We start from the raw sequence: 23,026 nt of genomic DNA on the forward strand, positions 1-23,026 counted from the left end.
CCGCGGCATATATTCCAGCGCATGCAGTTAGGCGGTCCCTGAGAGCTCTCCCCCACAGGGGGGAGGTCGACAAACCCCTCCCACGGGGGAGGTTGCCCGGTCGCGACTTCCGTAGCGTTGAAGCATCGACCGAGGAGGAGCTTCATGCTCGAACTGACCGGAATCACCAAGAGCTACGGCACGCGCCGTGTGCTCGACGACGTCGGGTTCACCGTCGCCCCCGGGCGGCTGACCGGCTTCGTCGGCGGCAACGGCGCGGGCAAGACCACGACGATGCGCATCATCCTGGGCGTGCTCGCCAAGGATGCCGGCACGGTCACCCTCGACGGCGTATCCGTCACGGCGGCCGACCGCCGCCGCTTCGGGTACATGCCCGAAGAGCGCGGTCTGTACCCGAAGATGAAGGTGCTGGAGCACATCGTCTACCTCGCCCGGTTGCACGGGTTCTCGAAAGCGGATGCCACCACCCGCGGCACCGCCCTGCTCGAGGAACTCGGGCTCGGGGAGCGCCTGGGCGACAACGTCGAGACGCTGTCGCTGGGCAACCAGCAGCGTGCGCAGATCGCCGCCGCCCTCGTGCACGACCCGCAGGTGCTGATCCTCGACGAGCCGTTCTCGGGCCTGGATCCCCTCGCCGTCGACGTCGTCGCCGGCGTGCTGCAGACGCGAGCCGCCCAGGGCGCAGCCGTGCTGTTCTCCTCGCACCAGCTCGATGTCGTCGAGCGGTTGTGCGATGACCTCGTGATCATCGCCGGCGGCACCATCCGCGCCGCCGGGTCCCGCGACGGCCTCCGCGCCGCGCACTCCACCCGCCGGTTCGAGCTCGTCTCCGCCGGCGACGCCGGGTGGCTGCGCGACGAGCCCGGCATCACGGTGCTGGAATTCGACGGCGGCTACGCCCTGTTCGACGCCGACTCCGACGACACCGTACAAACGGTCCTGCGCCGCGCGGTCGCCGCCGGCGACGTGGCCAGCTTCGCCCCGCGGCATCCATCCCTCGCCCAGATCTTCAAGGAGGTCATCCAGTGAACACCGCACCCTCCTTCGCCCAGAGCACCTGGCTCGTCGCTGAGCGTGAGATCGGCTCGAAGCTGCGCAGCAAGGCGTTCCTCATCTCCACCGCCATCCTGTTCGTCATCGCCCTCGCCGGCGTGCTGTGGGGCGGGTTCACCGCTCAGCAGGACAGCCGCACTCCCGTGGCCGTGACCGGCGAGACCGCGCAGATCGTCGCGCCCATGGACAGCATGCTCGACATCACCGAGGTAGGTTCGGCCGAAGAGGCCCGCGAGCTCGTCCGCGACGGCGAGGTCGATGCGGCCCTCATCCCGGGCGGCGAAGGCGGATTCGACTTCACGGTCGTCGGCGACGACGCCGTGCCGTCCACGCTGATGTCGGCCCTGAGCGTGTCGCCGTCGGTGGAACTGCTGCAGACGGAGCCCGCCGACGACGACGGCCTGATGCGCTACATCATCTCGCTCCTGTTCGGAGTGGTGTTCCTCATGGCCGCGACCACTTTCGGCTCGACCATCTCGCAGAGTGTGGTGGAGGAGAAGGCGACACGCGTCGTGGAGCTGCTGATCTCGGCCGTCCCCACCCGGGCGCTGCTGGCGGGCAAGGTGATCGGCAACACGGTGCTCGCGATGGGGCAGATCATCGGTCTGGCTGCCGTCGCCGTGATCGGACTCACGGTCACGGGACAGGGCGAGCTGCTGTCTGGCCTGGGCGCACCGCTGGTGTGGTTCGCGGTGTTCTTCCTCTTCGGCTTCGTGCTGCTGGCGTCACTGTTCGCCGCGGCTGCAGCGATGGTCTCCCGCCAGGAGGACATCGGCTCGACCACCACGCCGCTGACCCTGCTCGTCATGGTGCCGTACTTCGTGGCGGTCTTCTTCAACGACAACCCCACCGTCATGACGATCATGTCGTACGTGCCGTTCTCGGCCCCGGTCGGGATGCCGGTGCGCATCTTCTTCGGCGACGCGCAGTGGTGGGAGCCCCTCGTGTCACTGGTGATTCTGCTCGTCACGTGCGTCGGCGCGATCTGGGTGGGCGCGAAGATCTACGAGAACTCGATCCTGCGGATGGGCGCCCGCGTGCACCTCAAGGAGGCACTGAAGGGCTGACGCCCTCGGTCCTCCCGCTCCTTGATCGAGTGGATGCCGCGATCTCGGCCGACCGGCCGGGTCGCGGCATCCGTCGTTCCGGAGTCGCACTCTCAGGCGGGCTCGGGGTCTTCGAGCACGGACAGCACGTTGCCGGCAGGGTCGCGGAACCAGGCGATGGCCGGTCCGCCGTTGCCACGCGCGATGCCCCGCTCATCGGTGCCGTAGTGCGGGTTGGTGTAGATCTTGGTCTCCACGCCGCGGCTCTGCAGGTCATCGACCGCGGCATCCACGTCGTCGACGACGAAGTTCAGGATCGTGAACGTCGCCGGCTCGTGGTCCTTCTTGGGGTACGCGATCGCCCGCGCGCCGCCGGCCAGGCGCAACTGGATGATCCCCATGTCGCCGAGCGATGCGTCAAGGCCCAGGGTGTCGCGGTAGAACGTCAGCGCGGCGTCGATGTCATCGACCGAGAAGCCGCTGAAGGTGGGGGCGTCGGCGAGCAAGGGGTCCTCCCGTCATCGGATGCCGCCAGCATGCCGCTGCGGCATCCGGATGTCGAGGGGTCTCGCGGCTCAGCGCTCGACGAGCACGCCGTCGGCGTCGGCCCAGACGTGCTTGCCGGTGGCGAAGACGATGCCGGCGATCGTGACGTGCACGTCGATCTCGCCGACGCCCGTCTTCGCGCTCGTGCGGGGGTTGCTGCCGAGGGCCTTGATGCCGATCGGCAGGGCGGCGAGCGCTTCACGGTCGCGGATCGCGCCGTGCACGATGATGCCGGCCCAGCCGTTGTCGACGGCGGATGCCGCGATGCGGTCGCCCACGAGCGCCGACTCGAGCGACCCGGCGCCGTCGATGACGAGCACCGCGCCCTCGCCCGGAGTGGCGAGGGTCTGCTTCACCAGCGCGTTGTCGCGATGGCAGCGGATCGTGCGCACCGGGCCGTCGAAGGCGGTGTGCCCGCCGAAGTCATGGAACTGGAGGGCGACCGAGTCGAGCTCGTCGCCGCGCTGGTCGTACAGGTCCGCTGTCGCGATCGTCATGTCGCCACGCTAGCGCCCGCCGCGTCGCTGCCGAGTGAGTATTCGTGCCGTCGAGTGAGTATTCGCGCCGTCGAGTGAGTATTCGCGGGCGCGAGTGAGTATTCGCGGGCCCCGGCGCCGTGGCATCCGTCGGGTCCATCGTTGCAAACGTCCGTGAACGGGCCAGCCGTACGGCGATTCGGGCCGACCGATGGATGCCACGGACAGCGGGCCCGACACCGGCGCGGGTCGGGCCATCCGCGACGACAGAGGGGATGGCTCCGCGGTGGCTGCTCGCGGCAACGCCTGCTTCCCGCTGCCGCTCCTGCTGCTGCTGCTGCTGCGAGCGTAGGAGATGTGCCGCAGGTAGGCGATTCCCCGTGGCATCCGTCCTACGTTGGCCACATCTCCTACGCTCAATGCGGCCGGCGGATGCCACGAATACTCACTCGGCACCTCGAGTACTCACTCGGCAACGCGAATACTCACTCGAGGGCACGAATACTCACTCGTGAGCGCGCCGGAACGCGCGGGTCGCACACTGTAGACGGCGGGCCGGGGGCGCACCAGGTGCGGGACGACGGCGGCACCTCCCGGTTATCGTGAACCATGGTCACCAGCGTCCTGTCGATCGGCACTGCGGTCCCGCCGACGCGGCTGGCGCAGCAGCACGTACGAGACCTGTTCATCGCGCAACCCGGCATCGACCGCCGCGCGCAGCGGCTCATCGGCGCCGCGTTCGACGCCTCGGCCATCGATTACCGGCACACCGTGCTGGCAGAATTCTCCGGCGAGGTCCCCGACGACCCGTCCCAGATGGCGGTGATCGACACGGACGGACGCATCCTGTCCCCGAGCACCGGCGCCCGCAACGCCGAGTACATCCGGAGGGCACCACCGCTGTTCGCGGCGGCAGCGGATGCCGCGATCCGCGGCGCCGACATCACACCGGACCAGGTGACCCACGTCGTGACGGTCTCCTGCACCGGACTGTTCGCCCCCGGCCCCGACTACCGGCTGGTGCGGGACCTCGGCTTGCCCTCGACCGTCGAGCGCTACCACTTGGGGTTCGTCGGGTGTGCTGCGGCGCTGCCCGGGCTGCGTACGGCGGCCCGCATCTGCGCGGGAGACTCCGCCGCGGTCGTGCTGGTCGTGTGCGCGGAGCTGTGCACGCTGCACTTCCGCTCGTCCAGCGATCCGCAGCAGATCGTGTCGTCGTCGGTGTTCGCCGACGGCGCCGCGGCGGCGATCGTCACCGCCGACCCGGCCCTGCGCGGCGACCGGTGGCTCGACCTGGAGCGATTCGGCACGGCGCTGACCGACGAAGGCGAACAGGACATGGTCTGGACCATCGGCGACGAGGGATTCGACATGGTCCTCTCCGCCGAAGTCCCCCGCATCATCGGCCGCGAGATCCGCGGCGCCGTCGACCGCTTCCTCGGCGACGACGAACCGGATGCCTGGGCGGTCCACCCCGGCGGACGCAGCGTGCTGGACCGCGTCGAGACCGGGCTGGAGCTGCCGGCATCCGCGCTCGAGGCATCGCGGAGCGTGCTGCGCGACTACGGCAACATGTCCAGCGCAACGATCCTGTTCATCCTGCGCACCTTCCTCGACGGCACGACCGACGGCACGACCGGCACGACCGGCACCACCGGCACCACCAACGGCACCGCAACCAACCGAAGCGGCCAGCGCATCGCCGCGCTCGCGTTCGGGCCGGGACTGACGGTGGAGTCCGCCCTTCTCACCCGACGCACCGCGGAGCGCGCGTGAGCCTCGCCGCCCGCGACACGGCGCTGCGCGAACTCATGGACGACCCTCTCTGCGATCCCGAGCGGTTGGATGCCACGTTGCGCCGGTTCGGCGCCGTCAACCGTGTCGTCTCGGGCTGGGGGCAGGTCTACCGTCGCCGCCTGCGGCCTCACCTGATCTCGCTCGGCCGGCCCGCCCGGGTGCTGGATCTGGGCTCCGGTGGCGGCGACGTCGTCGCGCGCCTCGCGCGCCTGGCCCACCAGGACGGACTGACCGTGGACTGGCTCGGCGTCGACCCCGACGCCCGCGCCCTGGCGGCGGCGCAGCGACGCGCAACGCCGAACGTGCGTTTCCGCTGCGCGGATTCCGCGACGCTGCTCGCCGAGGGAGCGCGGTTCGACGCGGTCGTGTCCAACCATGTGCTGCATCACCTGACCGTGGACGAACTGCACCGCTTCACCGCTGAGTCGCTCGCCCTGTCGACCGGCCCGGTGCTGCACGGCGACATCGCCCGCAACCGGGCGGCGTTCGGGCTGTATGCCATCGGCATCACGCCGCTGGCACCGGGGACGTTCCTGCGCACCGACGGGCTGCGGTCGATCCGCCGCAGCTATCGCGCCAACGAACTCGAGCACACCCTCGGCGGCAACGGCTGGCGCGTCGAGAGCCATCCCCCGTTCCGCCTCCTCGCCCACGCCACCGGCCATGCCTGAGGTCATGATCGTCGGCGCGGGCCCGGTCGGCACGTTCCTGGCCGCCGAACTCGCCCGCCGCGGCGTGGAGGTCGCACTGTGGGACCGCCGTACCACCGTCGGCGACGGCACCCGCGCGATCGGCCTGCACGCACCGACCCTCACCGCACTCGAGCCCGGCGGGGCGACCGAGCGCATCCTGCAGCGCGCGGTGCGAGTGCGCCGCGGGGAAGCGCGCAGCGACGGTCGGTTGCTGGGCGTCGTGCGTTTCGACCGGCTGCACACGCGGCATCCATTCGTCGCCACGCTCCCGCAGGCCCAGACCGAGGCGGCGCTGGCCGTCGGCGCGCCTACCCCGGTGCGCGGCGCGACCGTCACCGGGATCGTCCGCGATGGCGCCGAGATGCGAGTGCGCGCCGAGACCGCGTCCGGACCGCGGGAGGCGACCGCGCCGCTGGTCGTCGTCGCCGGCGGTGCGGGCGCGCGGGGGCTCGTCTTCCGCCCCGGGATGCCACGGGGCGCCGAATATCCCGACCGCTACCTGATGGCGGATGCCGCGGTGCCGCGGCGCGACGATGCCGCCGTCGCCGTCGTGCACCTCGGCGGTGACGGCGTGCTGGAGTCGTTCCCGCTCCCGGGCGGCCGCCGGTTCGTCGCATGGGACGACGGTGGCGCCCCGGACGACGCCGCCCGCCTCACGCGACTGCGGACCGCGCTGGTCGCACGCGGGGAAACCGAGGGCGCGGCGGCGATCACGCAGGCGACGGCCTTCCGCGTGCGCCGCGTCGTCGCCCCGCGTCTGCGCCGCGATCGCCTCTTCGTCATCGGCGACACCGCGCACGAAGTCAGCCCGATCGGCGGGCAGGGCATGAACCTCGGGCTGCTGGATGCCGCAGGGCTGGCGCCGCTGCTCGCGCAATGGGTGCGCGATGGCACGGCGCCCGAGCCGCAGCTGGCGGCCTGGGAGCGCGACCGGGTGCGGTCCGCGCGGCGGGCGGCGCGCCTGGCGACCATGAACACGACGCTCGGCCGGCCGGCCGGCCCCACCGTGGCCGCCGCGCGTGCCGCGGCGATGCGCGCCGCCCTGGCCGCGGGCGGGCCGCTGTTCGCCCGCGCGTACGCGATGGGGTTCGACACCGCCGGCTGACGCGACGAATACTCACTCGAGGCGACGAATACTCACTCGGCAACGCAAATACTCACTCGGCAACGCGAATACCCACTCGGCGGCGATCAGCCCGCCAGGGAGCCGGGGGACGCGACCAGCTGCACCGCGAGCAGCAGTGCGGCGGCCATCACGAGGCGGAACACCACGCGATCGGGCGGGCGCACCAGCACGCGCACCACCGTCGCCACGGCCAAGACCGCAACTCCCGCGAACAGCACCCACGCCAGGATGCCGGGGGCACCGGCATCCGCTGCCCCCCACAGCACCGCGCAGGCACCGGCGAGCACCGCGATCCCGGCCAGAGCCGCCGCCGGCCGCGCCCCAATACGGTGGGCAAGGCCCCGCACGCCGGTGCGGCGGTCGTCCTCGAGGTCGGGCAGCACGTTGGTCAGGTGCACCGCGGCCCCGAGCGCCCCGCCGGCCACCCACGCCCACCACGCCGCGATCACCGGCGGCTGCGCCGACAGAGTCGCCAGCGACGGGAAGATGCCGAAGCTCACGGCGAAGGGCAGGATCGACAGCGGCGTTGATTTGAGTCCGGCGTTGTACGCCCACGCCGAGGCGAGGGCGACGGCGTGGGCGACCAGCATGCCGAGCCCGAGGAACGCCGACAGTACGAGCGCCACCGCGAGGGCTGCGACCGCGGCGATCCAGGCGGTGCGCGCGGTCACCTCGCCTCGTACGAGCGGTTTGTCGGTGCGGCCGACCGCGGTGTCGCGCCCGCTGTCGATCGCATCGTTGGAGATGCCGACCGACAACTGGCCGCACAGCACGGCGGCGCCCAGCAGCGCGATGCGCCCCGGGTCCAGGCCCGCCGCGATGCCCAACGCCAGCGCCAGCACCGTGACCACGACCGACGGGCCGGGGTGCGATGCGCCCCACAGCGCCCGAAGCGTGCTCACGCCACGATGCTCTCACGTGCGTGAGCACGAGCACGGTCTGGCGCGGAGCCGGGCGCGGGTTCAGTCGTCGAGCAGCTCCGCCTCGATCACGTCGTCGTCCACGACCGTCTCGGCAGGGCCGTCACTGGTGAGCACGAGCGCCGAACCGTCTGCCGCGACATCCACCCGCACCAGGTCGCCGTCGTGCACCCCGCCGCCGAGGATCGCCATCGCGAGGCGGTCCTGGATCTCGGATTGGATGAGCCGGCGCAGCGGGCGCGCCCCGAAGAGCGGGTCGTAGCCGCGTTCGGCCAGCCACGCCCTGGCATCCGGGGTGACCGCCAGCGTGAGCCGGCGGTCCTTCAGCCGGCGCTGCAGCGCATCGACGGACAGCTCCACGATCTGGGCCAGATCGTCCTGGGTCAGCGCCTGGAACACCACGACGTCGTCGAGCCGGTTGACGAACTCGGGGCGGAACGCCTGACGCACCAGCGTCAGCACCTGCTCCCGCTTCTCCGGGAACGACAGGGTCGGGTCGATCAGGATCGGCGAACCCAGGTTCGACGTGAGGATCAGGATCACGTTCTTGAAGTCGACCGTGCGGCCCTGACCGTCGGTTAGCCGCCCGTCGTCCATCACCTGCAGCAGCACATCGAAGACCTCGGGATGCGCCTTCTCCACCTCGTCCAGCAGCACCACCGAGTATGGCCGACGACGCACCGCCTCGGTCAGCTGCCCGCCCTGCTCGTAGCCGATGTACCCGGGAGGGGCACCGACCAGCCGGGACACCGAGTGCTTCTCGCCATACTCCGACATGTCGATGCGCACCATGGCGTGCTCGTCGTCGAAGAGAAACTCCGCCAGCGCCTTGGCAAGCTCCGTCTTTCCGACTCCGGTGGGGCCGAGGAACAGGAACGACCCGGTCGGCCGGTTGGGGTCGCTGATGCCGGCGCGCGAGCGGCGCACGGCGTCGGACACGGCCTTGACGGCCTCCCGCTGCCCGATGATGCGCTTGCCGAGCTCGCCCTCCAGATGCAGCAGCTTCTCGGTCTCGCCCTGCAACAGGCGTCCCAGGGGGATGCCGGTCCACGCGGCGATGACGGCGGCGATGTCCTCGTCGGTCACCTGGTCGCCCACCATGCGCTCGCCCTCGGCACCTTCGGCGCGCTCGGCTTCCATCAGCTGGCGCTCCAGCGCCGGGATCTCGGCGTACAGCAGCCGCGAGGCACGCTCGAGGTTGCCCTCGCGCTGCGCCCGCTCGGCGTCGACGCGGGCGGCGTCGAGCTTGGTCTTCAGGTCGCCGACGCGGTTCAGCGACGCACGCTCGCGCTCCCAGCGCGCCTGCAGTTCGCCCAGCTTCTCGCGCTCGGCGGCGAGGGTCTCGCGCAGCGCGGCGAGCCGCTCCTTCGACGCGGCATCCTTCTCCTTCTTCAGCGCCAGCTCTTCCAGTCCCAGCCGGTCGACGTGGCGGCGCAGCTCGTCGATCTCCAGGGGCGCGGAGTCGATCTCCATGCGCAGCCGTGACGCCGCCTCGTCGATCAGGTCGATGGCCTTGTCCGGCAGCTGCCGGGCGGCGATGTACCGGTTGGACAGGGATGCCGCAGCCACCAGCGCCGCGTCGGCGATGGCGACCTTGTGGTGCGCCTCGTACCGCTCCTTCAACCCGCGCAGGATCGCGATCGTGTCCTCGACGCTCGGCTCCCCCACGTACACCTGCTGGAAGCGACGCTCCAGCGCGGCATCCTTCTCGATGAACTGGCGGTATTCGTCCAGCGTCGTGGCGCCGATCAGGCGCAGCTCACCGCGGGCGAGCATGGGCTTGAGCATGTTGGATGCCGCGACCGAGCCTTCGCCGCCGCCGGCTCCCATGAGCACATGCAGCTCGTCGATGAAGGTGATGATCTGCCCGTCGGACTCGGTGATCTCCTTGAGCACGCTCTTGAGGCGCTCTTCGAACTGGCCGCGGTACATCGCCCCGGCCACCAGCGCGGAGATGTCGAGGGCGACGAGTTCCTTGCCCTTGAGCGAGTCGGCGACGTCGCCGGCGACGATGCGCTGGGCGAGGCCCTCGACGACGGCGGTCTTGCCGACGCCTGGCTCGCCGATGAGCACGGGGTTGTTCTTGGTGCGGCGCGTGAGCACCTGGCTGATCCGACGGATCTCGCTGTCGCGACCGATCACGGGATCGAGCTTGCCGTGGCGGGCGCGGTCGGTGAGGTTGATCCCGAACTGCTCGAGGGCGCTCTTGGACTCCTCCTGCCCTGGTTGCTGCGTAGCGTTCATTCGTTCTCCTGAAATCTACGGGGCCCAAACTTGAGCCTTTGTGACTCAAGTTTATCATCGGGCCACCCGTGCGGCAATGCGGGTGCTCGCGCGCTGCAACCCTGCCTGCCCGCCAAGCGCGACCCCGACCCCGACAACCGAGGGCTCAGGCGGCGGGCTCGGCCTCCGCCTGAGTGCAGCAGAACCGCGCGCGGTACGCGGTGGGGGTGAGCCCCAGAGTGCGGGCGAAGTTCTGGCGCAGCACCGCGGCCGACCCGAAGCCCGACTCGTCGGCGATGCGGTCCAGCCCGAAATCGGTCTTCTCCAGCAGCCGCTGCGCGTGGATCAGCCGCTGCCGCGACAGCCATGCGGCCGGGGTCGCGCCATGGTCGGCCTTGAACCGACGCGCGAACGTACGAGGTGACATGTGCGCGCGTGCCGCGAGCTGCTCGACGGACAGATCCTCGCGCAGGTTCGCGATCATCCAGTCGGTCACCGGCGCGAGGGACTGGTTCGCGGCCAGGGGCAGTGGCTTGGCGATGAACTGCGCCTGGCCACCGTCGCGCTGCGGGGCGATCACCATACGTCGCGCGATGGTGTTGGTCATCTCGGCACCGAGCTCCTGGCGCAGCAGATGCAGGCAGGCATCCAACCCCGCCGCCGTCCCGGCGCTCGTGATGATCCGGCCGTCCTGCACGTACAGCACGTCGGGGTCGACGTCGATGTTCGGGTACATCCGCGCCATCTGATCGGCGTACATCCAGTGCGTCGTCGCGCGACGACCGTCCAGTACCCCGGCCGCGGCCAGCACGAACGATCCGCTGCAGACGCTGAGCACCCACGCGCCGCGGGCAACCGCCCGCCGCACGACGTCGAGCACGCGCGGGTCATTGTCGTGCCACCGCTCGTACGGCACCGGGGAGATCACCAGGAGGTCGGCTTCGTCGGCGAACGCCAGGTCCTCGTCGATGTTGATCGAGAAGCCGATCTTCGAGGGGACCGCGCCCGGATCGGGAGTCACGATGCGGAAGTCGAAGTTCGGAATGCCGTCGTCGGTGCGGTCCAGCCCGAACGCCTCGCAGGCCACGCCGAACTCGAACGGGGCGAACCCGGGCTGCACGACGCAGGCAACTGTTCTCATGGCAGTAATCCTACGTGGGATGGCTGCACTGCCACTAGTGGCAGTTTGCGCCTTTCCGTAGTGTTTCTGCCATGATCGCCATCCTGGTTTTCACCGCCCTCGGGGCCGTCGCGCTGGCCGCCTCGGTCGTCGAGCTTCGTCGCGACGGCTACCGCCGCGTGCCGACCGACCCCACCCGCCGCTGATCGACGCGATGCCCGCTGCCCGCGACCGGCGCGTCAGCGGGCGGTGAGCGACGCCACGGCATCCAGCAGGATGCCGGCAGAGCGCTGCCAGGTGAACTGCGCGATGTGGGCGGTGCCGTCCGCGATGACGCGGGCACGCACCCCCTCGTCATCGAGCGTCGACACGGCCGCGGCGACGGCCGCGGGATCCCGTGGGTCGACATAGAGCGCGCCGGAACCGGCGACCTCGTGGAAGATCTCCATGTCGCTGACCACGGCGGGCACCCCGAGCGCGAGGGCCTCGGCCAGCGGCAGGCCATACCCCTCGTCGAGACTCGTCGAGGCCAACACGGCGTGGTCGGCGAGGGCAGCGGCGTACTCGGCATCCGTCACGCCGTCGTGGAAGACCACCGCGCCGCCGGGCGCGAGCGCCTGCAGTTCGGCACGACGGGCGGGGGTGATGCGCGACAGCAGGTGCAGCGTGCGTCCCGGCAGCAGGCGCATCGCCCGCACCAGGGTGTCGACGTTCTTGTAGGGCATGAACGAGCCCATGTAGACGATGTTGCGGACCGGCCCGTCGGTGCGCACGGCATCGGCACCGCCCGGCAGCAGGTCGGCCAGGCGCTGTGGCGCGTTGGGGATCACCACGACGCGGCGCTTGGTCAGCCGTGCGGCGGCGAACTGCCGGCGACTGGTCTCACTGACGGTGGCGACCAGATCCGCCGCGTTGAGGGTGACCCGCTGCGGCAGATAGCTCAGGTGGAACAGCCGCCAGCCCACTCGCACGAGCGCGGGCAGATCGCGCGGAGGGGTGCGGTGGCGGTAGTAGATGGTGTCGTGCAGCGTCAGGATCAGCTTGAACCGACGCCCCAGCGACCCGATCGTCTGCATGGGAGAAAAGACGACATCGGGCTCGAAGCGGTTCAGCAGCCGGGCGGTGAAAGGCTCCCACCACGACGTGGGTGCATGCAGCGCCAGCGTCTGCGCGCCGTCTGGCAGCAGCGGCAGCTGCGCCTCGTCGTGCACCAGGTAGGTCACCTCCACGCCGCGGTCGGCGGCCATCGCATGCACAGCGGCGGCGAGCTCGGCGGAGTAACGGCTGATGCCGTCGTGGAAATCGGTGCGGATGTAGCGGGCGTCGAAGAAAAGGCGGATGCCGCCGCTCTCGGCTGCCCCCGCGCTCACGGCTTGACCGGCTCGCCCCGATACAGCGCCTCGAACGTGTCGAGGGTGCGGGCGATGTCGTGGATCTCGACACCCTTGAGCGAGGCCTGCTGCATCGCCAGGAACTGCTCGGGCGACAAGGTCAGCACGCGGGTGAGCTTGAGGGCCAGGTCATCGGCATCCCGCGGGCGGAACAGCCAGCCGTTCACGCCGTCCTGCACGAGGTGCGGCAGGGCGAGCGCATCGGCGGCGACGACGGGCAGGCCCGAGGCCATGGCCTCCATCGTCGCGATCGACTGCAGCTCGGCGATCGACGGCATCGCGAACACGCTCGCACGCGAATAGAGCGAACGCAGTTCGTCCTCGTCCACACGACCGTGGAACCGCACCTGCTCACTCAGACCCAGCTGTGCCGCGAGGGTGTCCAGCGACTTGCGCTGGTCGCCGCCGCCGACGATGTCGACGGTCACGTCGAGGGCGGGGTCGAGCTTGGCCACCGCGTGCAGCAGCGTGTCGATGTGCTTCTCGGTGGTCAGACGCCCGACGAACAGGATGCGGTTGACCTCACGCGGAGCCAGATGAGGCGTGTAGTTGGCCGCGTCGATGCCGCAGCTGATCGGAATCACGCCGGAGATGTCGATGGTCGACTCGAGGAAGTCCGCGGCGCGCCGGGTGGGAGTGGTGACGGCCCGCGCGATGGTGAACGTCCGCTCGGCGTCGTCCCACGCTGCTTTGAGGAACACCTTGTCCAGCAGGGGCGGCAGCGTCGTGTAGTCGAGGATGTTCTCGGCCATGATGTGGTTGGTGGCGACCACCGGGATGCCGCGCTGCTTGGCGATGCGGGACATGCCTCGCCCGATGATGATGTGCGACTGGATGTGCACCACGTCGGGGCGCACAGCGCTGAGGATGCGGCGCGAGTAGTACTTGGCGCGCCACGGCCAGACGAAGCGCAACCAGTCGTGCGGGGGCCAGCGCACGGAAGGCAGGCGGTGCACGGTGAGGGGGACGCCCTCGATCACTTCGGTGGCCGGCGGCGTCCGCCGGTACTGCCGGGCGGGGGCGACGACATGCACTTCGTGGCCACGGGTCGCCAAACCTGCCGCGAGGCGTTCGGCGAAGCGTGCCGCACCGTTGACGTCGGGGGCGAACGTGTCGCAAGCCATGACGATCTTCAGGGGGCGGCGAGGACCAGCGGGGTGCGCGGGTTCGGGTGTCGCGGGGGAAGTCACGGAGGGTGGCTGCCTATCTCTGCGTCGCGCCGCGGGGTATGACGACGCGGCCCCACTCTACCGGAGCACCACCGGCAACCTGCGAAGGCGCCACTCGGGGCCGACGCATAGCCGCGCACCGCGGCATCCCCCTACCCTGGATCCATGTCCCGACTGCAGGCCGACGCCGATCCCGCCCGATGGGTGCCGGTCACCGGCTCACTCGGATTCAAGGGCCGCCGCCACCGCAAGGCGGCGATCCGGATGCTGATGGAGCAGGCGAACACCGCGCTGCGCTCGCAGCCCCGACCGGGCAGCGGCTTCGCGGCGTGGGCGGTGAGCCAGGCGGCACCGCTGCTCATGCGCAAGGCGGATGGCCGCGTGCTGGTGTGGGTGTGGAAGGACGACCCGGAGCTGCTCGTGGCGATGGCACAGATCCAGCAGGCCACCCCCCAGCTGCGCGCATCGCGCGCGATGATGCCGATGGAGTACGACGACACCGAGTCGTTCCGCAATCCCTACCTCGGCGTGGGCGAAAAGCTGGCGATGACGCTGCCCAGCGATGCCAAGACGCCCCCGTTCGTCACCTACACATGGGATACCGGCACGCAGTTCGTGACGCTGACCGCGGTGTGCAGCGATCGGGAGCGGGTGGGCACCGTGGTCGCCGCCATCGACGACGTCGCCCGCACGCTGCGCATCGTCGACGACCTGCCGGTGGGCTCCTCCCCCGACGTGCTGCGCATCGAGCCCCGCTGAGGGCACGCCGCGGCGGACGGGTGATCAGTCGGCGGTCGGCCGCACCGACTCCCCCGACAACCACCGCACCCACCACGTGTGCGGGTCGCCGTCCAGCAGCAGGGCCCGCACCATCAACGTCAGCGGGATCGACAGGATCGCACCCAACGGCCCGATCACGAAGGTCCAGAACACGACGGAGAAGAAGCTCAGGGTCAGGCTCAGGTCCACCGCGTCACTGACGAACTTCGGCTGAATCATCACCTGCAGGGTGACGTTGACGACGCAGTAGATCGCGATCACCACGAGCATCAGCGGCCAGCCGCCCACCACCAGCGCCAGCAACGCGGGCGGCACCAGCCCGATGATGAACCCGACGTTGGGGATGAAGTTGGTCACGAACGCGAGAATCGCCCAGACGAGGGGTGCCGGCACTCCCAGCGCCCACAGCGCGAGCCCGTCGATGACCGCCACGATCAGGCCGAAGCTGGCATTGACGACGTAGTACCGCCGCACCCCGGAGTTGAACTGCTGGAACCGGCGCACCGTGGGGGCGATCCGCTCCCCGAGCTCCCGCTGCGCGTGGGCGTATCGCCCTGCGTCGGCGGCCATGAAGACCACGTAGGCGAAGACGAAGAACAAGGCGGTGAGGATGCTGAGGGTGGTGCCCCCGAGGGAGGCCGCCCAGTCGGTCAGGTTCGTGGGATCCAGGACCGACGCCGCGGCATCCGACGCCTCCTGCTGCACCCCGAGCCCGGCGAGCCACTGCGTGACGCTCTCGGCGGTGCTCACCAGCTGGTCTTGGGAATCGCGGACGAGCCCGACGAATTGCGCCCCGGCGATGTAGAGCAGCAGCGCCATGAGCGAGAGCACCGCGTACGCGACGAAGATCACCGCCGTGGTCGCCGCCCATCGCGGCCAGCCGCGGCGTTCGAGGGGACCACGCGCGGGATGGCAGATGATGACGATGACGGCGGCAAGCGCGAGGGGTCCGACGATCTCCCGGGCCGCGTGGGCGCCCGCGAGGACGACCACCCCTGCCGCCAGCCCCAGTAGCATCCGCAATGACGGCGGAAGTGCGGCGGACGGGAGGGTCGGCGGCGGGCTTTTCACGGGTTCCAGGCTACCCGCGCAGGTTGGCGGGGTCCCAGGTGCCGGGTGCGGGGCGGTGCGCGGGGACGGGGGACGCGGGGCTCGGCCGTCGCTATCGTGGCGGCATGACGAAGTCGTCATCCGCGATCTCGCGGCGCACGCTGGTGTGGGAGGACCGCACGGCGTGGCCGATGTTCCTGCTGTCGATCGTCTTCTTCGCCTCCTGGGTGTGGCTTCTGGCGGACCCCTCGCTGTCGGCCGGCTGGACTGCGCTACTCACGGCCACCGTCATCGTGACCTGGGGCGCTTTCATCGCCGATTTCGTGGTGCGCCTGTCCCTCGCCGGCCATCGGCGGCAGTTCCTTCGCGAGCGCTGGTTCGAGGTGGCATCCCTCGTGGTGCCGTATCTGCGCCCGTTCGTGATCCTCGCGTACATCTGGCGGGTGCCCTGGTTCCGGGTGAGCCCGCAGCGGCGGCGCGCGCAGTACATCGTGATGGTGTCGATCTTCACCTTTCTGTTCGTGTTCACCGCCTCCGCGCTGGTCTGGCTCGTCGAGCGCGATGCGCCGGGCGCCAACATCGTGGACCTCGGGGATGCCATCTGGTGGGGTTTCGCAACGATCGCGACCGTCGGTTACGGCGACTTCGTGCCGGTGACCGTACTCGGCCGCGTCCTCGCCGTCGGCCTCATGATGGGCGGCCTGGTCGTGCTGGGCGTGACCAGCGGCACGATCATCTCTGCCCTGACAGACCGGATCCACCGTGCCGGGGAGCGTCTCGCGCACGAGCACGAGGTGTCTGCGCCCGTGCCCGAGCAGCGGCGGGCCAAACCGTGACAGCCGACAGGGTGCGCATCCCCGGCAGCACGTTCCGCTCGGCGCGACGAATACTCACTCGGCGGCACGAATACTCACTCGACAGCTGCGTGCTAGGGTCATACCGACCGGGCGGTATGGGTTCGGTGGGTATCGCGCGAGGAGGCGCTGTGCAGAGGTTCGCGGGCACCGTCACGCTCATCACCGGCGCAAGCCGCGGCATCGGGTTCGCCATCGCCCAGCGCCTGGTCGCCGAGGGCGGCTCGGTCGTCATCACCGGCCGCCACCGGGACGCGCTCGACGACGCGGTCGCCACTCTCGGGGATACCGCGACCGCCGTCGCCGGCCACGCCGACGATCCCCCCCACCGCGCCGCCGTCTTCGCGCACATCGCAGCGACACACGGCCGGCTCGACCACCTCGTCAACAACGCCGGCATCAACCCCGCCTACGGGCCGGTGCTCGACATCGACGCCGACGCCGCGCGCAAGATCCTCGAAGTCAACGTGATCGGCGCGCTGGAGTGGACCCGCGCCGCGGTGGCATCCGGTCTATCGACCTCCGTCGTCAACATCGCCTCCATCGCGGGAGTGGCCGCCAGCCCGGGCATCGCGTTCTACGGCATCTCCAAGGCGGCGCTGATCAACCTCACGATGCAGCTGGCCGACGAACTGGCTCCCGCCCTGCGGATCAACGCCGTCGCCCCCGCCGTGGTGAAGACCCGGTTCGCCCGCGCGCTGTACGAGGGTCGCGAGGATGCCGCATCCGCCGCCTATCCGCTGCGCCGACTGGGAGAACCCGACGACATCGCCGGGCCGGTGGCGTTCCTGCTCTCCCATGACGCCGCCTGGATCACCGGCCAGACCCTGCTGATCGACGGCGGCGCGTCGGCGCGGCCGATCGGTTGAGAGAAGATGAACGCATGAAGACCACCAGCGTCTCCGACGCCGTCACCCGCGCCGCCGTCGAGCTGTTCGCCGAGCAGGGCTACGCCAACACCAGCGTGCAGCAGATCGTCGAATCCGCCGGGGTCACCAAGGGTGCGATGTACCACTACTTCGAATCCAAGGACGATCTGCTGTTCGGCATCTACGACCGGCTGCTGACACTGCAGAAGGCCCACCTCGACGAGATCGTCGCCCGCGGCGGCGCGGTCGACGACGTCCTGCGCGCCGTCGGCATCGACGTGATCGAGACATCGATCCAATTCCTCCCCGAGGGCACCGTCTTCTTCCGCAGCATGCACATGCTCACCGCTCCGCGCCAGCAGGAGGTCACACGTCGGCGCCGCGCGTACCACGACGAGGTCGCGAAGCTCATCGAGCGCGGCCGCGCCGAGGGGCTGTTCCGCACCGACATCCCGGTGCCGGTGCTGATCGCGCACTTCTTCAGCGACGTGCACTACCTCTCCCACTGGTACTCCCCCGGCGGCCCGGAGTCGGCCACGCAGGTCGCCGAGCAGCTGACCGATCTCTTCCTCACGAGCATCAGGACCCCGAAGGAGTAGCCCATGCGCGCTTGGCACGTCACCGGTCACGGCGAACCCGCAGACGTCCTCGAGCAGGTGGAGGTCGCCGATCCGATTCCGGATGCCGGTGAGGTGCTGGTGCGCATCGCCGCGGTCGCGGCCAACTTCCCCGACGTGCTGCTCGCCCGCGGCCAGTACCAGGTCAAGCCCGATCTCCCCTTCATCCCTGGAGTCGAATTCGCCGGCCGGGTCGCGGCGCTCGGGCCCGGCGTCGAGGGCTTCTCGGTGGGCCAGCGCGTCGTCGGCAGCAAGATCGGGGTGCTCAGCGACCTGGCCGCCGTGCCCGCCCGCGACCTGCAACCCACCCCCGACGCCCTCGACGACGTCGCCGCGTCGGGCCTGATGATCGCCTACCAGACCGCATGGTTCGCGCTGCACCGGCGGGCCGGGTTGCAGGCGGGGGAATGGCTGCTCGTGCACGCCGCCGCCGGCGGCGTGGGAGCTGCCACGGTGCAGCTGGGGGTCGCGGCGGGTGCCCGCATCATCGCGGTCGTAGGCAGCGAGGCCAAGGCGGCGGTCGCTCGTGAGCTCGGCGCCGAAGCGGTGCTCGTGCGCGACGTCGACGACATCCCGGCACGGGTGAAGGAGATCACCGGCGGCCACGGTGCCGATGTGGTGTTCGACCCGGTGGGCGGGTCGGCGTTCGACGCCTCGACCCGCTGCGTCGCGTTCGAGGGCCGCATCGTCGTGATCGGCTTCGCGAGCGGCGAGATCCCCACCCTCCGCACCAACGTGGCGCTGGTGAAGAACTTCGCGGTGCTGGGGCTGTACTGGGCGCTGTACTCGCAGCGCCGACCCGACCTCGTCGCCGAGGCGCACGCCGCGCTGACCCGGCTGGCCGCAGAGGGCGCGATCCGGCCCGTCGTGGACGAGGTGGTCCCGTTCGAGCGGGCGCCGGAGGCGATCCAGAAGCTCGCGGGCGGCCAGACCACCGGGCGGGTCGTGATCGAGGTCGCTCCGTGACCTCGGCGTTCGACCTGACCGGACGCACGGCGTTGGTCACCGGTGGCTCCCGGGGCCTGGGGGCGGCCTACGTGCGGGCGCTGCATGCCGCCGGGGCCACGGTCGTCGTGGCGGACCTGCGCGACGAGGAGGGCAGCGCCCTGGCCGACGAGCTCGGTCCCCGCGCGCACTTCGTGCACCTGGACGTCACCGACGAGCAGGGGTGGGATGCCGCCGTCACGGCCACCCTCGAGCGTTTCGGCGCCCTCGACGTGCTGGTCAACAACGCCGGCATCGCCAATTCCGCCCCCATCGAGCACTACTCGACCGCGAAATGGCACGCCGTGATCGCGGTGAACCTCACCGGCACCTTCCTCGGCTGCCGCGCCGTCGTGCCGGCGATGACCGCCGGCGGGGGCGGTTCCATCATCAACATCTCGTCGGTCGAGGGGCTGCGCGGCAGCCCGGGCCTGCACGGGTACACCGCGGCGAAATTCGGGGTCCGCGGCCTGACGAAGTCGCTCGCGGTCGAACTCGGTCCCCGCGGCATCCGCGTCAACTCGGTGCACCCCGGCCTCATCCTCACCGACATGACGACCCGCGTCGACCCGGCGCGCATCGACATCCCGCTGGGCCGGCCCGGCACCCCCGACGACGTCACCGGGACGATCGTGTTCCTCGCCTCCGACGCTTCCCGGTTCACCAGCGGGGCGGAATTCGTCGTCGACGGCGGCATGATCACCGGCATCCCGCACAAGTAACGCGGCGGGCCTCGGCGGCGATTTCGTCGCTGCGAACTTTACATACCGGCTGGTCGGTTTATGAGGTACAGTGGCGGCACCCGACACGAAGAGGTGCCGATGTCTTCCGCTGCTGCCCCCGTTGCCCGGCTCACCGTGGCCGGTCTCACCGTGACCTTCGGTGGCCTCACCGCCCTGCAGGACGTGGCGTTCGACGTGCAGCCGGGGCAGGTCGTGGCCCTCATCGGACCCAACGGCGCGGGCAAGACCACGGTGTTCAACGCGGTGTGCGCCCTGGTGCGCAGCCGCGGCACCATCGTCCTGGACGGTCACCGGATCCCCACCCGCACCTCGGCGCTGACGGGCCTCGGCGTCGCCCGCACGCTGCAGGGGCTCGGCCTGTTCGACAGCGCCACCGTGCGCGAGAACGTGACGGTGCCGCTGACCGGCACGGTGAAGGCGAAGGATGCCGCCGCCCGCGTCGCCGCCGAGCTCGCCGCCCATGACCTGGTCGCCGTCGCCGACCGTCCCGTCGCCGCGCTGCCCTACCCGGTGCGCAAGCGCGTCGCCCTCGCCCGCGCCCTCGTCACCGACCCGCGGCTGCTGCTGCTGGACGAACCGGCCGGCGGGCTCGGTCACGACGACATCGCCGCGCTGGCCGGCACGGTGCGCGCCACCGCCGACGCCGGGTGCGCCGTGCTGCTCGTGGAGCACCACGTCGACTTCGTCATGTCGGTGGCCGACCACATCGTCGTGCTGGACTTCGGCCGCGTGATCGCCCGCGGCACCCCCGACCAGGTGCGCACCGACCCGGCGGTCGAAGAGGCCTACCTCGGAATGCAGGCCACGGCATGAGCGGGGCGCTGTCGTTCCACGACCTCACCGTCGGCTACGGCGGGGAACCCGTGCTGCACGGGGTGACCTTCGCACTGGAGCCGGGGGAGATCGTCGCTCTCCTCGGCGCCAACGGAGCAGGCAAGACCACACTGCTGCGGGCCCTCGCCGGATTCGTGCGGCCGGTCGGGGGCAGCATCCGGCTCGACGGCGTGGACCTGGGCCACCTCCGCCCCGAGGACCGCGCCCGTCGCGGCATCGCGCAGGTGCCCGAGGGGCGCAGCATCGTGGCCGAGCTCACCGTCGACGAGAACCTGCGCCTGGGCGCCCTGTGGCGCCACCGCGGCCGCGCCCGCGAGACGGCGATCGCCGAGGTGTACGACCTGTTCGAGCCGCTCGCCCGCCGCCGCGGCGCTGACGGGCACCAGCTCTCCGGCGGCGAGCGGCAGATGCTCGCCCTCGGGCGGGCGCTGGTGTCCCGCCCGCAGGTACTCACCCTCGACGAGCCGTCGCTGGGGCTCGCGCCCCTCGTGGTCGCGCAGCTGATGGCGACCCTCCGCGACGCCGCCGCCCGCGACGGCATGACCGTGCTGCTTGCCGAACAGAACATCACCAGCGCCCTGTCGATCGCACACCGCGGCGTGGTGCTGGACCTCGGACATGTCGTGGCGGATGCCGCGGCATCCGCCCTCGCAGACGACACCGCCCTGCGCCACGCCTACCTGGGATTCTGATGGACCGACTCGCCTTCCTCCTCGCCACCGGACTTGCCCGGGGCGCGATCTTCGCCCTGTTCGCCCTGTCGCTCGTCCTGATCTGGCGCGCCGCCCGCATCATCAACTTCGCGCAGGGTGCGATGGCGCTGGTGGCGACCTACCTCGCGTTCGCGGTCACCGGGCTGACCGGCTCGTACGCGGCGGGCCTGGCCGCCGGGATCCTCGGCGGCGCGGCGGTCGGCTTCGTCGTCGAACGCGGCCTCATGCGCCACGCCCCGCACAGCTCGCCGCTGTCGGGCATCATCGTGGCGATCGGGCTGGTGATGGTGTTGCAGTCACTGCTGGGCATCTTCTTCGGTCCGCAATACCGGCCGATGACCGCGCCGTTCGACGAGACGCCGATCTTCGTCGGCGACGTGCCGCTGCTGTCCCCCTACGACCTGTTCGTGCTGGTCGCGGCGCTGGCCGTCATGGGCGGGTTGGCGCTGCTGTTCACGCGGACGTCCCTGGGGCTGCAACTGCGGGCATCGGCGTTCGCGCCCGAGGTGTCGCGCCTGCTGGGCGTGCGGGTGGACCGCATGGTGACGATCGGCTGGATGCTCTCCGCCGCCGTCGCAGCCCTCGCGGCGATGCTGCTGATCCCCACCGAACTGGGGCTCAACCCCCACTCCACCGACATCCTGTTCGTCTACGCATTCACCGTCGCCGTCGTCGGCGGGCTCGACTCGCCCGTCGGCGCACTGCTGGGGGGCCTCGTGGTGGGGGTCGTGATGAGCCTCGTCACCGGATACCTGGGTTCGACCGTCGCCCCGATCGGGGTGCTGGTGCTGCTGGTGGCGGTGCTGCTGGTCAAACCCGGCGGCATCTTCTCGATGCGACAGGCGCGCACCGCATGACCGGCCGCCGGGTTCCTCGTCTCCTTCCCGGGCTCACCGGCACGCGTCGCGTGCTGGTGACAGCCGTCGTTCTCACCGTGCTCGCGCTCGGCGGCACCTTCCTGCTCGATCCGTTCCGCAACTTCCAGCTCGCCACGGCCGCCGCGTACCTCTGCGCCGTGGCCGGACTCACCCTGCTGATCGGGCTGAGCGGGCAGCTCTCCCTCGGGCACGCCGCGCTCATGGCGGCCGGCGGATACGGCTACGCGCTCACCTCGAACGCGTTGACGGATGCCGGCCTCGACGGGCTCCCGCGGTTCCTGGCGTCCCTCGTGGCCGCCGTCGTGATCGCGTGTCTGCTCGGGCTGCTGCTGGGACTTGCCGCCGCCCGGCTGCGCGGCCCGTATCTGGCCGGCCTGACCCTGGCCCTGGTCATCGCGCTCCCCGCGATCACGAGCGTGTGGTCGCCGGTGTTCCGCGGTGACCAGGGACTGCAGACGGCGTACAACCCGGTGCCGACGGCACTGGAGCGACTGATCGCCGTGGAGCAGTGGCAGGCGTGGGTGGCGATCCTGGTGGCATCCGTCGTCGTCACCGCCCTCACGATCGTGCGCCGCGGCACGCTCGGGCTGCGGATGCGGGCGGTGCGCGACGACGAGACCGCGGCGCGGCTGAACGGCGTGCCCGCCCGCAGCGTCAAGGTGGCCGCGTTCACCGTGAGCGCTGCCGCCGCCGGCGCCGGCGGCGCGGTGCTGTGCTTCATCACCCAGTCGGTGAGCCCGGGCGGATACACGCTCGCGTTCTCGCTGCTGCTGGTGGTGGCCGCAATCGTCGGCGGGCTCGGCAGCATCGGCGGGGCCGTCATCGGCTCGATGGTCATCGTCGTGCTGCCCTGGCTGCTGGGTGCCGGCACCGCGGCACTGGACCTGCCCGCCGAGCTGGAGCAGCGACTGTCGGGCAACCTCGCCGTGCTGGTGTTCGGCGCACTGCTGATCGCCGTGATGCTGCTGCGCCCCGACGGCCTGGCCGGGCTCGCCGGCGCATGGCGACGGCGGCGAGCGCGGCGGGGCGGCTCGGCACTTCCCCGTGCGGCGACGACTCCGCCCGCTGCCGCTGATTCTCTCGACCCCGCCGGCGTCGCCGACACTTCCGGCCATTCCCGCACCATCCCGATCGAAAGGTGATCC

The 23,026-nt window shown here is 70.8% G+C and carries 24 protein-coding genes; 16 read left to right on the top strand and 8 right to left on the bottom strand.

Annotation, left to right across the window (positions count from 1 at the left end):
• The first annotated feature begins 144 nt into the window (after positions 1-144).
• Both QNO11_RS15570 and QNO11_RS15575 read left to right on the top strand, forming a co-directional pair.
• Positions 145-1,029, top strand: coding sequence for an ABC transporter ATP-binding protein (locus tag QNO11_RS15570; RefSeq protein WP_257507359.1), 885 nt, complete (start codon positions 145-147; stop codon positions 1,027-1,029).
• Positions 1,026-2,120 (top strand): ABC transporter permease, encoded by a 1,095-nt coding sequence (locus tag QNO11_RS15575; RefSeq protein ID WP_257507358.1) that lies wholly within the window; start codon positions 1,026-1,028, stop codon positions 2,118-2,120. Before QNO11_RS15570 ends, QNO11_RS15575 begins: the two co-directional genes overlap by 4 nt.
• Before the next feature lie 92 nt (positions 2,121-2,212).
• On the opposite strand, the gene QNO11_RS15580 is transcribed toward QNO11_RS15575, so the two are convergent.
• Positions 2,213-2,605: a VOC family protein gene (locus QNO11_RS15580; RefSeq protein ID WP_257507357.1), complete on the bottom strand. Its 393-nt coding sequence runs from the start codon at positions 2,603-2,605 to the stop codon at positions 2,213-2,215.
• A 69-nt stretch (positions 2,606-2,674) separates the two neighbouring features.
• A complete protein-coding gene (gene rraA / locus QNO11_RS15585; RefSeq protein ID WP_257507356.1) occupies positions 2,675-3,142 on the bottom strand; it encodes a ribonuclease E activity regulator RraA in 468 nt (155 codons plus the stop codon).
• Between the two features lie 190 nt (positions 3,143-3,332).
• Here rraA and QNO11_RS15590 point away from each other — a divergent pair, with 190 nt between their 5' ends.
• The 4 genes from QNO11_RS15590 (at position 3,333) to QNO11_RS15605 (ending at position 6,715) form a co-directional block, all read left to right on the top strand.
• Positions 3,333-3,473 carry a hypothetical protein gene (locus tag QNO11_RS15590; RefSeq protein ID WP_257507355.1) on the top strand — a complete coding sequence of 47 codons (141 nt, stop codon included), beginning with the start codon at positions 3,333-3,335 and terminating at the stop codon, positions 3,471-3,473.
• A 257-nt stretch (positions 3,474-3,730) separates the two neighbouring features.
• Positions 3,731-4,897, top strand: coding sequence for a type III polyketide synthase (locus QNO11_RS15595; RefSeq protein WP_257507354.1), 1,167 nt, complete (start codon positions 3,731-3,733; stop codon positions 4,895-4,897).
• On the top strand, positions 4,894-5,589 hold the full coding sequence (locus QNO11_RS15600) for a methyltransferase domain-containing protein (RefSeq protein WP_257507353.1): 696 nt from the start codon (positions 4,894-4,896) through the stop codon (positions 5,587-5,589). The genes QNO11_RS15595 and QNO11_RS15600 overlap by 4 nt, the downstream gene beginning before the upstream one ends.
• Entirely contained in the window at positions 5,582-6,715 is a 1,134-nt protein-coding gene (locus tag QNO11_RS15605) for an FAD-dependent oxidoreductase (protein ID WP_257507352.1), read from the top strand. Before QNO11_RS15600 ends, QNO11_RS15605 begins: the two co-directional genes overlap by 8 nt.
• Before the next feature lie 86 nt (positions 6,716-6,801).
• Here QNO11_RS15605 and QNO11_RS15610 read toward each other — a convergent pair whose 3' ends face one another.
• From QNO11_RS15610 to QNO11_RS15630, 5 genes are all read right to left on the bottom strand, one after another.
• Positions 6,802-7,638 (bottom strand): UbiA family prenyltransferase, encoded by an 837-nt coding sequence (locus tag QNO11_RS15610; RefSeq protein ID WP_257507351.1) that lies wholly within the window; start codon positions 7,636-7,638, stop codon positions 6,802-6,804.
• A gap of 60 nt (positions 7,639-7,698) precedes the next feature.
• Entirely contained in the window at positions 7,699-9,900 is a 2,202-nt protein-coding gene (locus tag QNO11_RS15615) for an ATP-dependent Clp protease ATP-binding subunit (protein WP_257507350.1), read from the bottom strand.
• Between the two features lie 145 nt (positions 9,901-10,045).
• Positions 10,046-11,020, bottom strand: coding sequence for a GlxA family transcriptional regulator (locus QNO11_RS15620; protein ID WP_257507349.1), 975 nt, complete (start codon positions 11,018-11,020; stop codon positions 10,046-10,048).
• A 218-nt stretch (positions 11,021-11,238) separates the two neighbouring features.
• The gene (locus QNO11_RS15625) at positions 11,239-12,339 is read right to left on the bottom strand and encodes a glycosyltransferase family 4 protein (protein ID WP_257507721.1); all 1,101 of its coding nucleotides are present in this window, start codon (positions 12,337-12,339) and stop codon (positions 11,239-11,241) included.
• Between the two features lie 26 nt (positions 12,340-12,365).
• Positions 12,366-13,580 (bottom strand): glycosyltransferase, encoded by a 1,215-nt coding sequence (locus QNO11_RS15630; protein ID WP_257507348.1) that lies wholly within the window; start codon positions 13,578-13,580, stop codon positions 12,366-12,368.
• Between the two features lie 144 nt (positions 13,581-13,724).
• Between QNO11_RS15630 and QNO11_RS15635 the strand changes: the two genes are divergently transcribed.
• The gene (locus tag QNO11_RS15635) at positions 13,725-14,318 is read left to right on the top strand and encodes a hypothetical protein (RefSeq protein ID WP_257507347.1); all 594 of its coding nucleotides are present in this window, start codon (positions 13,725-13,727) and stop codon (positions 14,316-14,318) included.
• Positions 14,319-14,342: 24 nt separating this feature from the next.
• Here QNO11_RS15635 and QNO11_RS15640 read toward each other — a convergent pair whose 3' ends face one another.
• Entirely contained in the window at positions 14,343-15,410 is a 1,068-nt protein-coding gene (locus QNO11_RS15640) for an AI-2E family transporter (RefSeq protein WP_257507346.1), read from the bottom strand.
• 104 nt (positions 15,411-15,514) lie between these two features.
• On the opposite strand from QNO11_RS15640, the gene QNO11_RS15645 reads away from it, so the two are divergent.
• The 9 genes from QNO11_RS15645 to QNO11_RS15685 all read left to right on the top strand — a co-directional run bounded on the left by QNO11_RS15645 (position 15,515) and on the right by QNO11_RS15685 (position 23,023).
• Positions 15,515-16,225 (top strand): potassium channel family protein, encoded by a 711-nt coding sequence (locus tag QNO11_RS15645; protein WP_257507345.1) that lies wholly within the window; start codon positions 15,515-15,517, stop codon positions 16,223-16,225.
• A 149-nt stretch (positions 16,226-16,374) separates the two neighbouring features.
• A complete protein-coding gene (locus QNO11_RS15650; protein WP_285169495.1) occupies positions 16,375-17,112 on the top strand; it encodes an SDR family oxidoreductase in 738 nt (245 codons plus the stop codon).
• Between the two features lie 14 nt (positions 17,113-17,126).
• Positions 17,127-17,711 (top strand): TetR/AcrR family transcriptional regulator, encoded by a 585-nt coding sequence (locus QNO11_RS15655; protein WP_257507343.1) that lies wholly within the window; start codon positions 17,127-17,129, stop codon positions 17,709-17,711.
• Between the two features lie 3 nt (positions 17,712-17,714).
• Complete coding sequence (locus tag QNO11_RS15660; protein ID WP_257507342.1) at positions 17,715-18,695, top strand: NADPH:quinone oxidoreductase family protein; 981 nt, start codon at positions 17,715-17,717, stop codon at positions 18,693-18,695.
• The gene (locus QNO11_RS15665; protein WP_257507341.1) at positions 18,692-19,435 is read left to right on the top strand and encodes an SDR family NAD(P)-dependent oxidoreductase; all 744 of its coding nucleotides are present in this window, start codon (positions 18,692-18,694) and stop codon (positions 19,433-19,435) included. Before QNO11_RS15660 ends, QNO11_RS15665 begins: the two co-directional genes overlap by 4 nt.
• Positions 19,436-19,534: 99 nt before the next feature.
• Entirely contained in the window at positions 19,535-20,269 is a 735-nt protein-coding gene (locus tag QNO11_RS15670) for an ABC transporter ATP-binding protein (RefSeq protein ID WP_257507340.1), read from the top strand.
• A complete protein-coding gene (locus tag QNO11_RS15675; RefSeq protein ID WP_257507339.1) occupies positions 20,266-20,982 on the top strand; it encodes an ABC transporter ATP-binding protein in 717 nt (238 codons plus the stop codon). The genes QNO11_RS15670 and QNO11_RS15675 overlap by 4 nt, the downstream gene beginning before the upstream one ends.
• Positions 20,982-21,860, top strand: a complete 879-nt coding sequence (locus tag QNO11_RS15680; RefSeq protein WP_257507338.1) for a branched-chain amino acid ABC transporter permease — start codon at positions 20,982-20,984, stop codon at positions 21,858-21,860. The genes QNO11_RS15675 and QNO11_RS15680 overlap by 1 nt, the downstream gene beginning before the upstream one ends.
• Positions 21,857-23,023 carry a branched-chain amino acid ABC transporter permease gene (locus tag QNO11_RS15685; protein WP_257507337.1) on the top strand — a complete coding sequence of 389 codons (1,167 nt, stop codon included), beginning with the start codon at positions 21,857-21,859 and terminating at the stop codon, positions 23,021-23,023. The genes QNO11_RS15680 and QNO11_RS15685 overlap by 4 nt, the downstream gene beginning before the upstream one ends.
• The last annotated feature ends 3 nt before the right edge of the window (positions 23,024-23,026 follow it).

It is taken from the genome of Microbacterium sp. zg-B96, from assembly GCF_030246865.1.
Classification (GTDB): Bacteria; Actinomycetota; Actinomycetes; order Actinomycetales; family Microbacteriaceae; genus Microbacterium.

What these genes read in the sequence shown, in the direction of transcription:
- QNO11_RS15680 (WP_257507338.1), top strand. Translation starts at nt 20,982, where the DNA reads ATGGACCGACTCGCCTTCCTCCTCGCCACCGGACTTGCCCGGGGCGCG.
- QNO11_RS15660 (WP_257507342.1), top strand. Translation starts at nt 17,715, where the DNA reads ATGCGCGCTTGGCACGTCACCGGTCACGGCGAACCCGCAGACGTCCTC.
- QNO11_RS15570 (WP_257507359.1), top strand. Translation starts at nt 145, where the DNA reads ATGCTCGAACTGACCGGAATCACCAAGAGCTACGGCACGCGCCGTGTG.
- QNO11_RS15655 (WP_257507343.1), top strand. Translation starts at nt 17,127, where the DNA reads ATGAAGACCACCAGCGTCTCCGACGCCGTCACCCGCGCCGCCGTCGAG.
- rraA (WP_257507356.1), bottom strand. Translation starts at nt 3,142, where the DNA reads ATGACGATCGCGACAGCGGACCTGTACGACCAGCGCGGCGACGAGCTC.
- QNO11_RS15605 (WP_257507352.1), top strand. Translation starts at nt 5,582, where the DNA reads ATGCCTGAGGTCATGATCGTCGGCGCGGGCCCGGTCGGCACGTTCCTG.
- QNO11_RS15685 (WP_257507337.1), top strand. Translation starts at nt 21,857, where the DNA reads ATGACCGGCCGCCGGGTTCCTCGTCTCCTTCCCGGGCTCACCGGCACG.
- QNO11_RS15635 (WP_257507347.1), top strand. Translation starts at nt 13,725, where the DNA reads ATGTCCCGACTGCAGGCCGACGCCGATCCCGCCCGATGGGTGCCGGTC.
- QNO11_RS15675 (WP_257507339.1), top strand. Translation starts at nt 20,266, where the DNA reads ATGAGCGGGGCGCTGTCGTTCCACGACCTCACCGTCGGCTACGGCGGG.
- QNO11_RS15645 (WP_257507345.1), top strand. Translation starts at nt 15,515, where the DNA reads ATGACGAAGTCGTCATCCGCGATCTCGCGGCGCACGCTGGTGTGGGAG.
- QNO11_RS15620 (WP_257507349.1), bottom strand. Translation starts at nt 11,020, where the DNA reads ATGAGAACAGTTGCCTGCGTCGTGCAGCCCGGGTTCGCCCCGTTCGAG.
- QNO11_RS15590 (WP_257507355.1), top strand. Translation starts at nt 3,333, where the DNA reads ATGGATGCCACGGACAGCGGGCCCGACACCGGCGCGGGTCGGGCCATC.
- QNO11_RS15615 (WP_257507350.1), bottom strand. Translation starts at nt 9,900, where the DNA reads ATGAACGCTACGCAGCAACCAGGGCAGGAGGAGTCCAAGAGCGCCCTC.
- QNO11_RS15670 (WP_257507340.1), top strand. Translation starts at nt 19,535, where the DNA reads ATGTCTTCCGCTGCTGCCCCCGTTGCCCGGCTCACCGTGGCCGGTCTC.
- QNO11_RS15595 (WP_257507354.1), top strand. Translation starts at nt 3,731, where the DNA reads ATGGTCACCAGCGTCCTGTCGATCGGCACTGCGGTCCCGCCGACGCGG.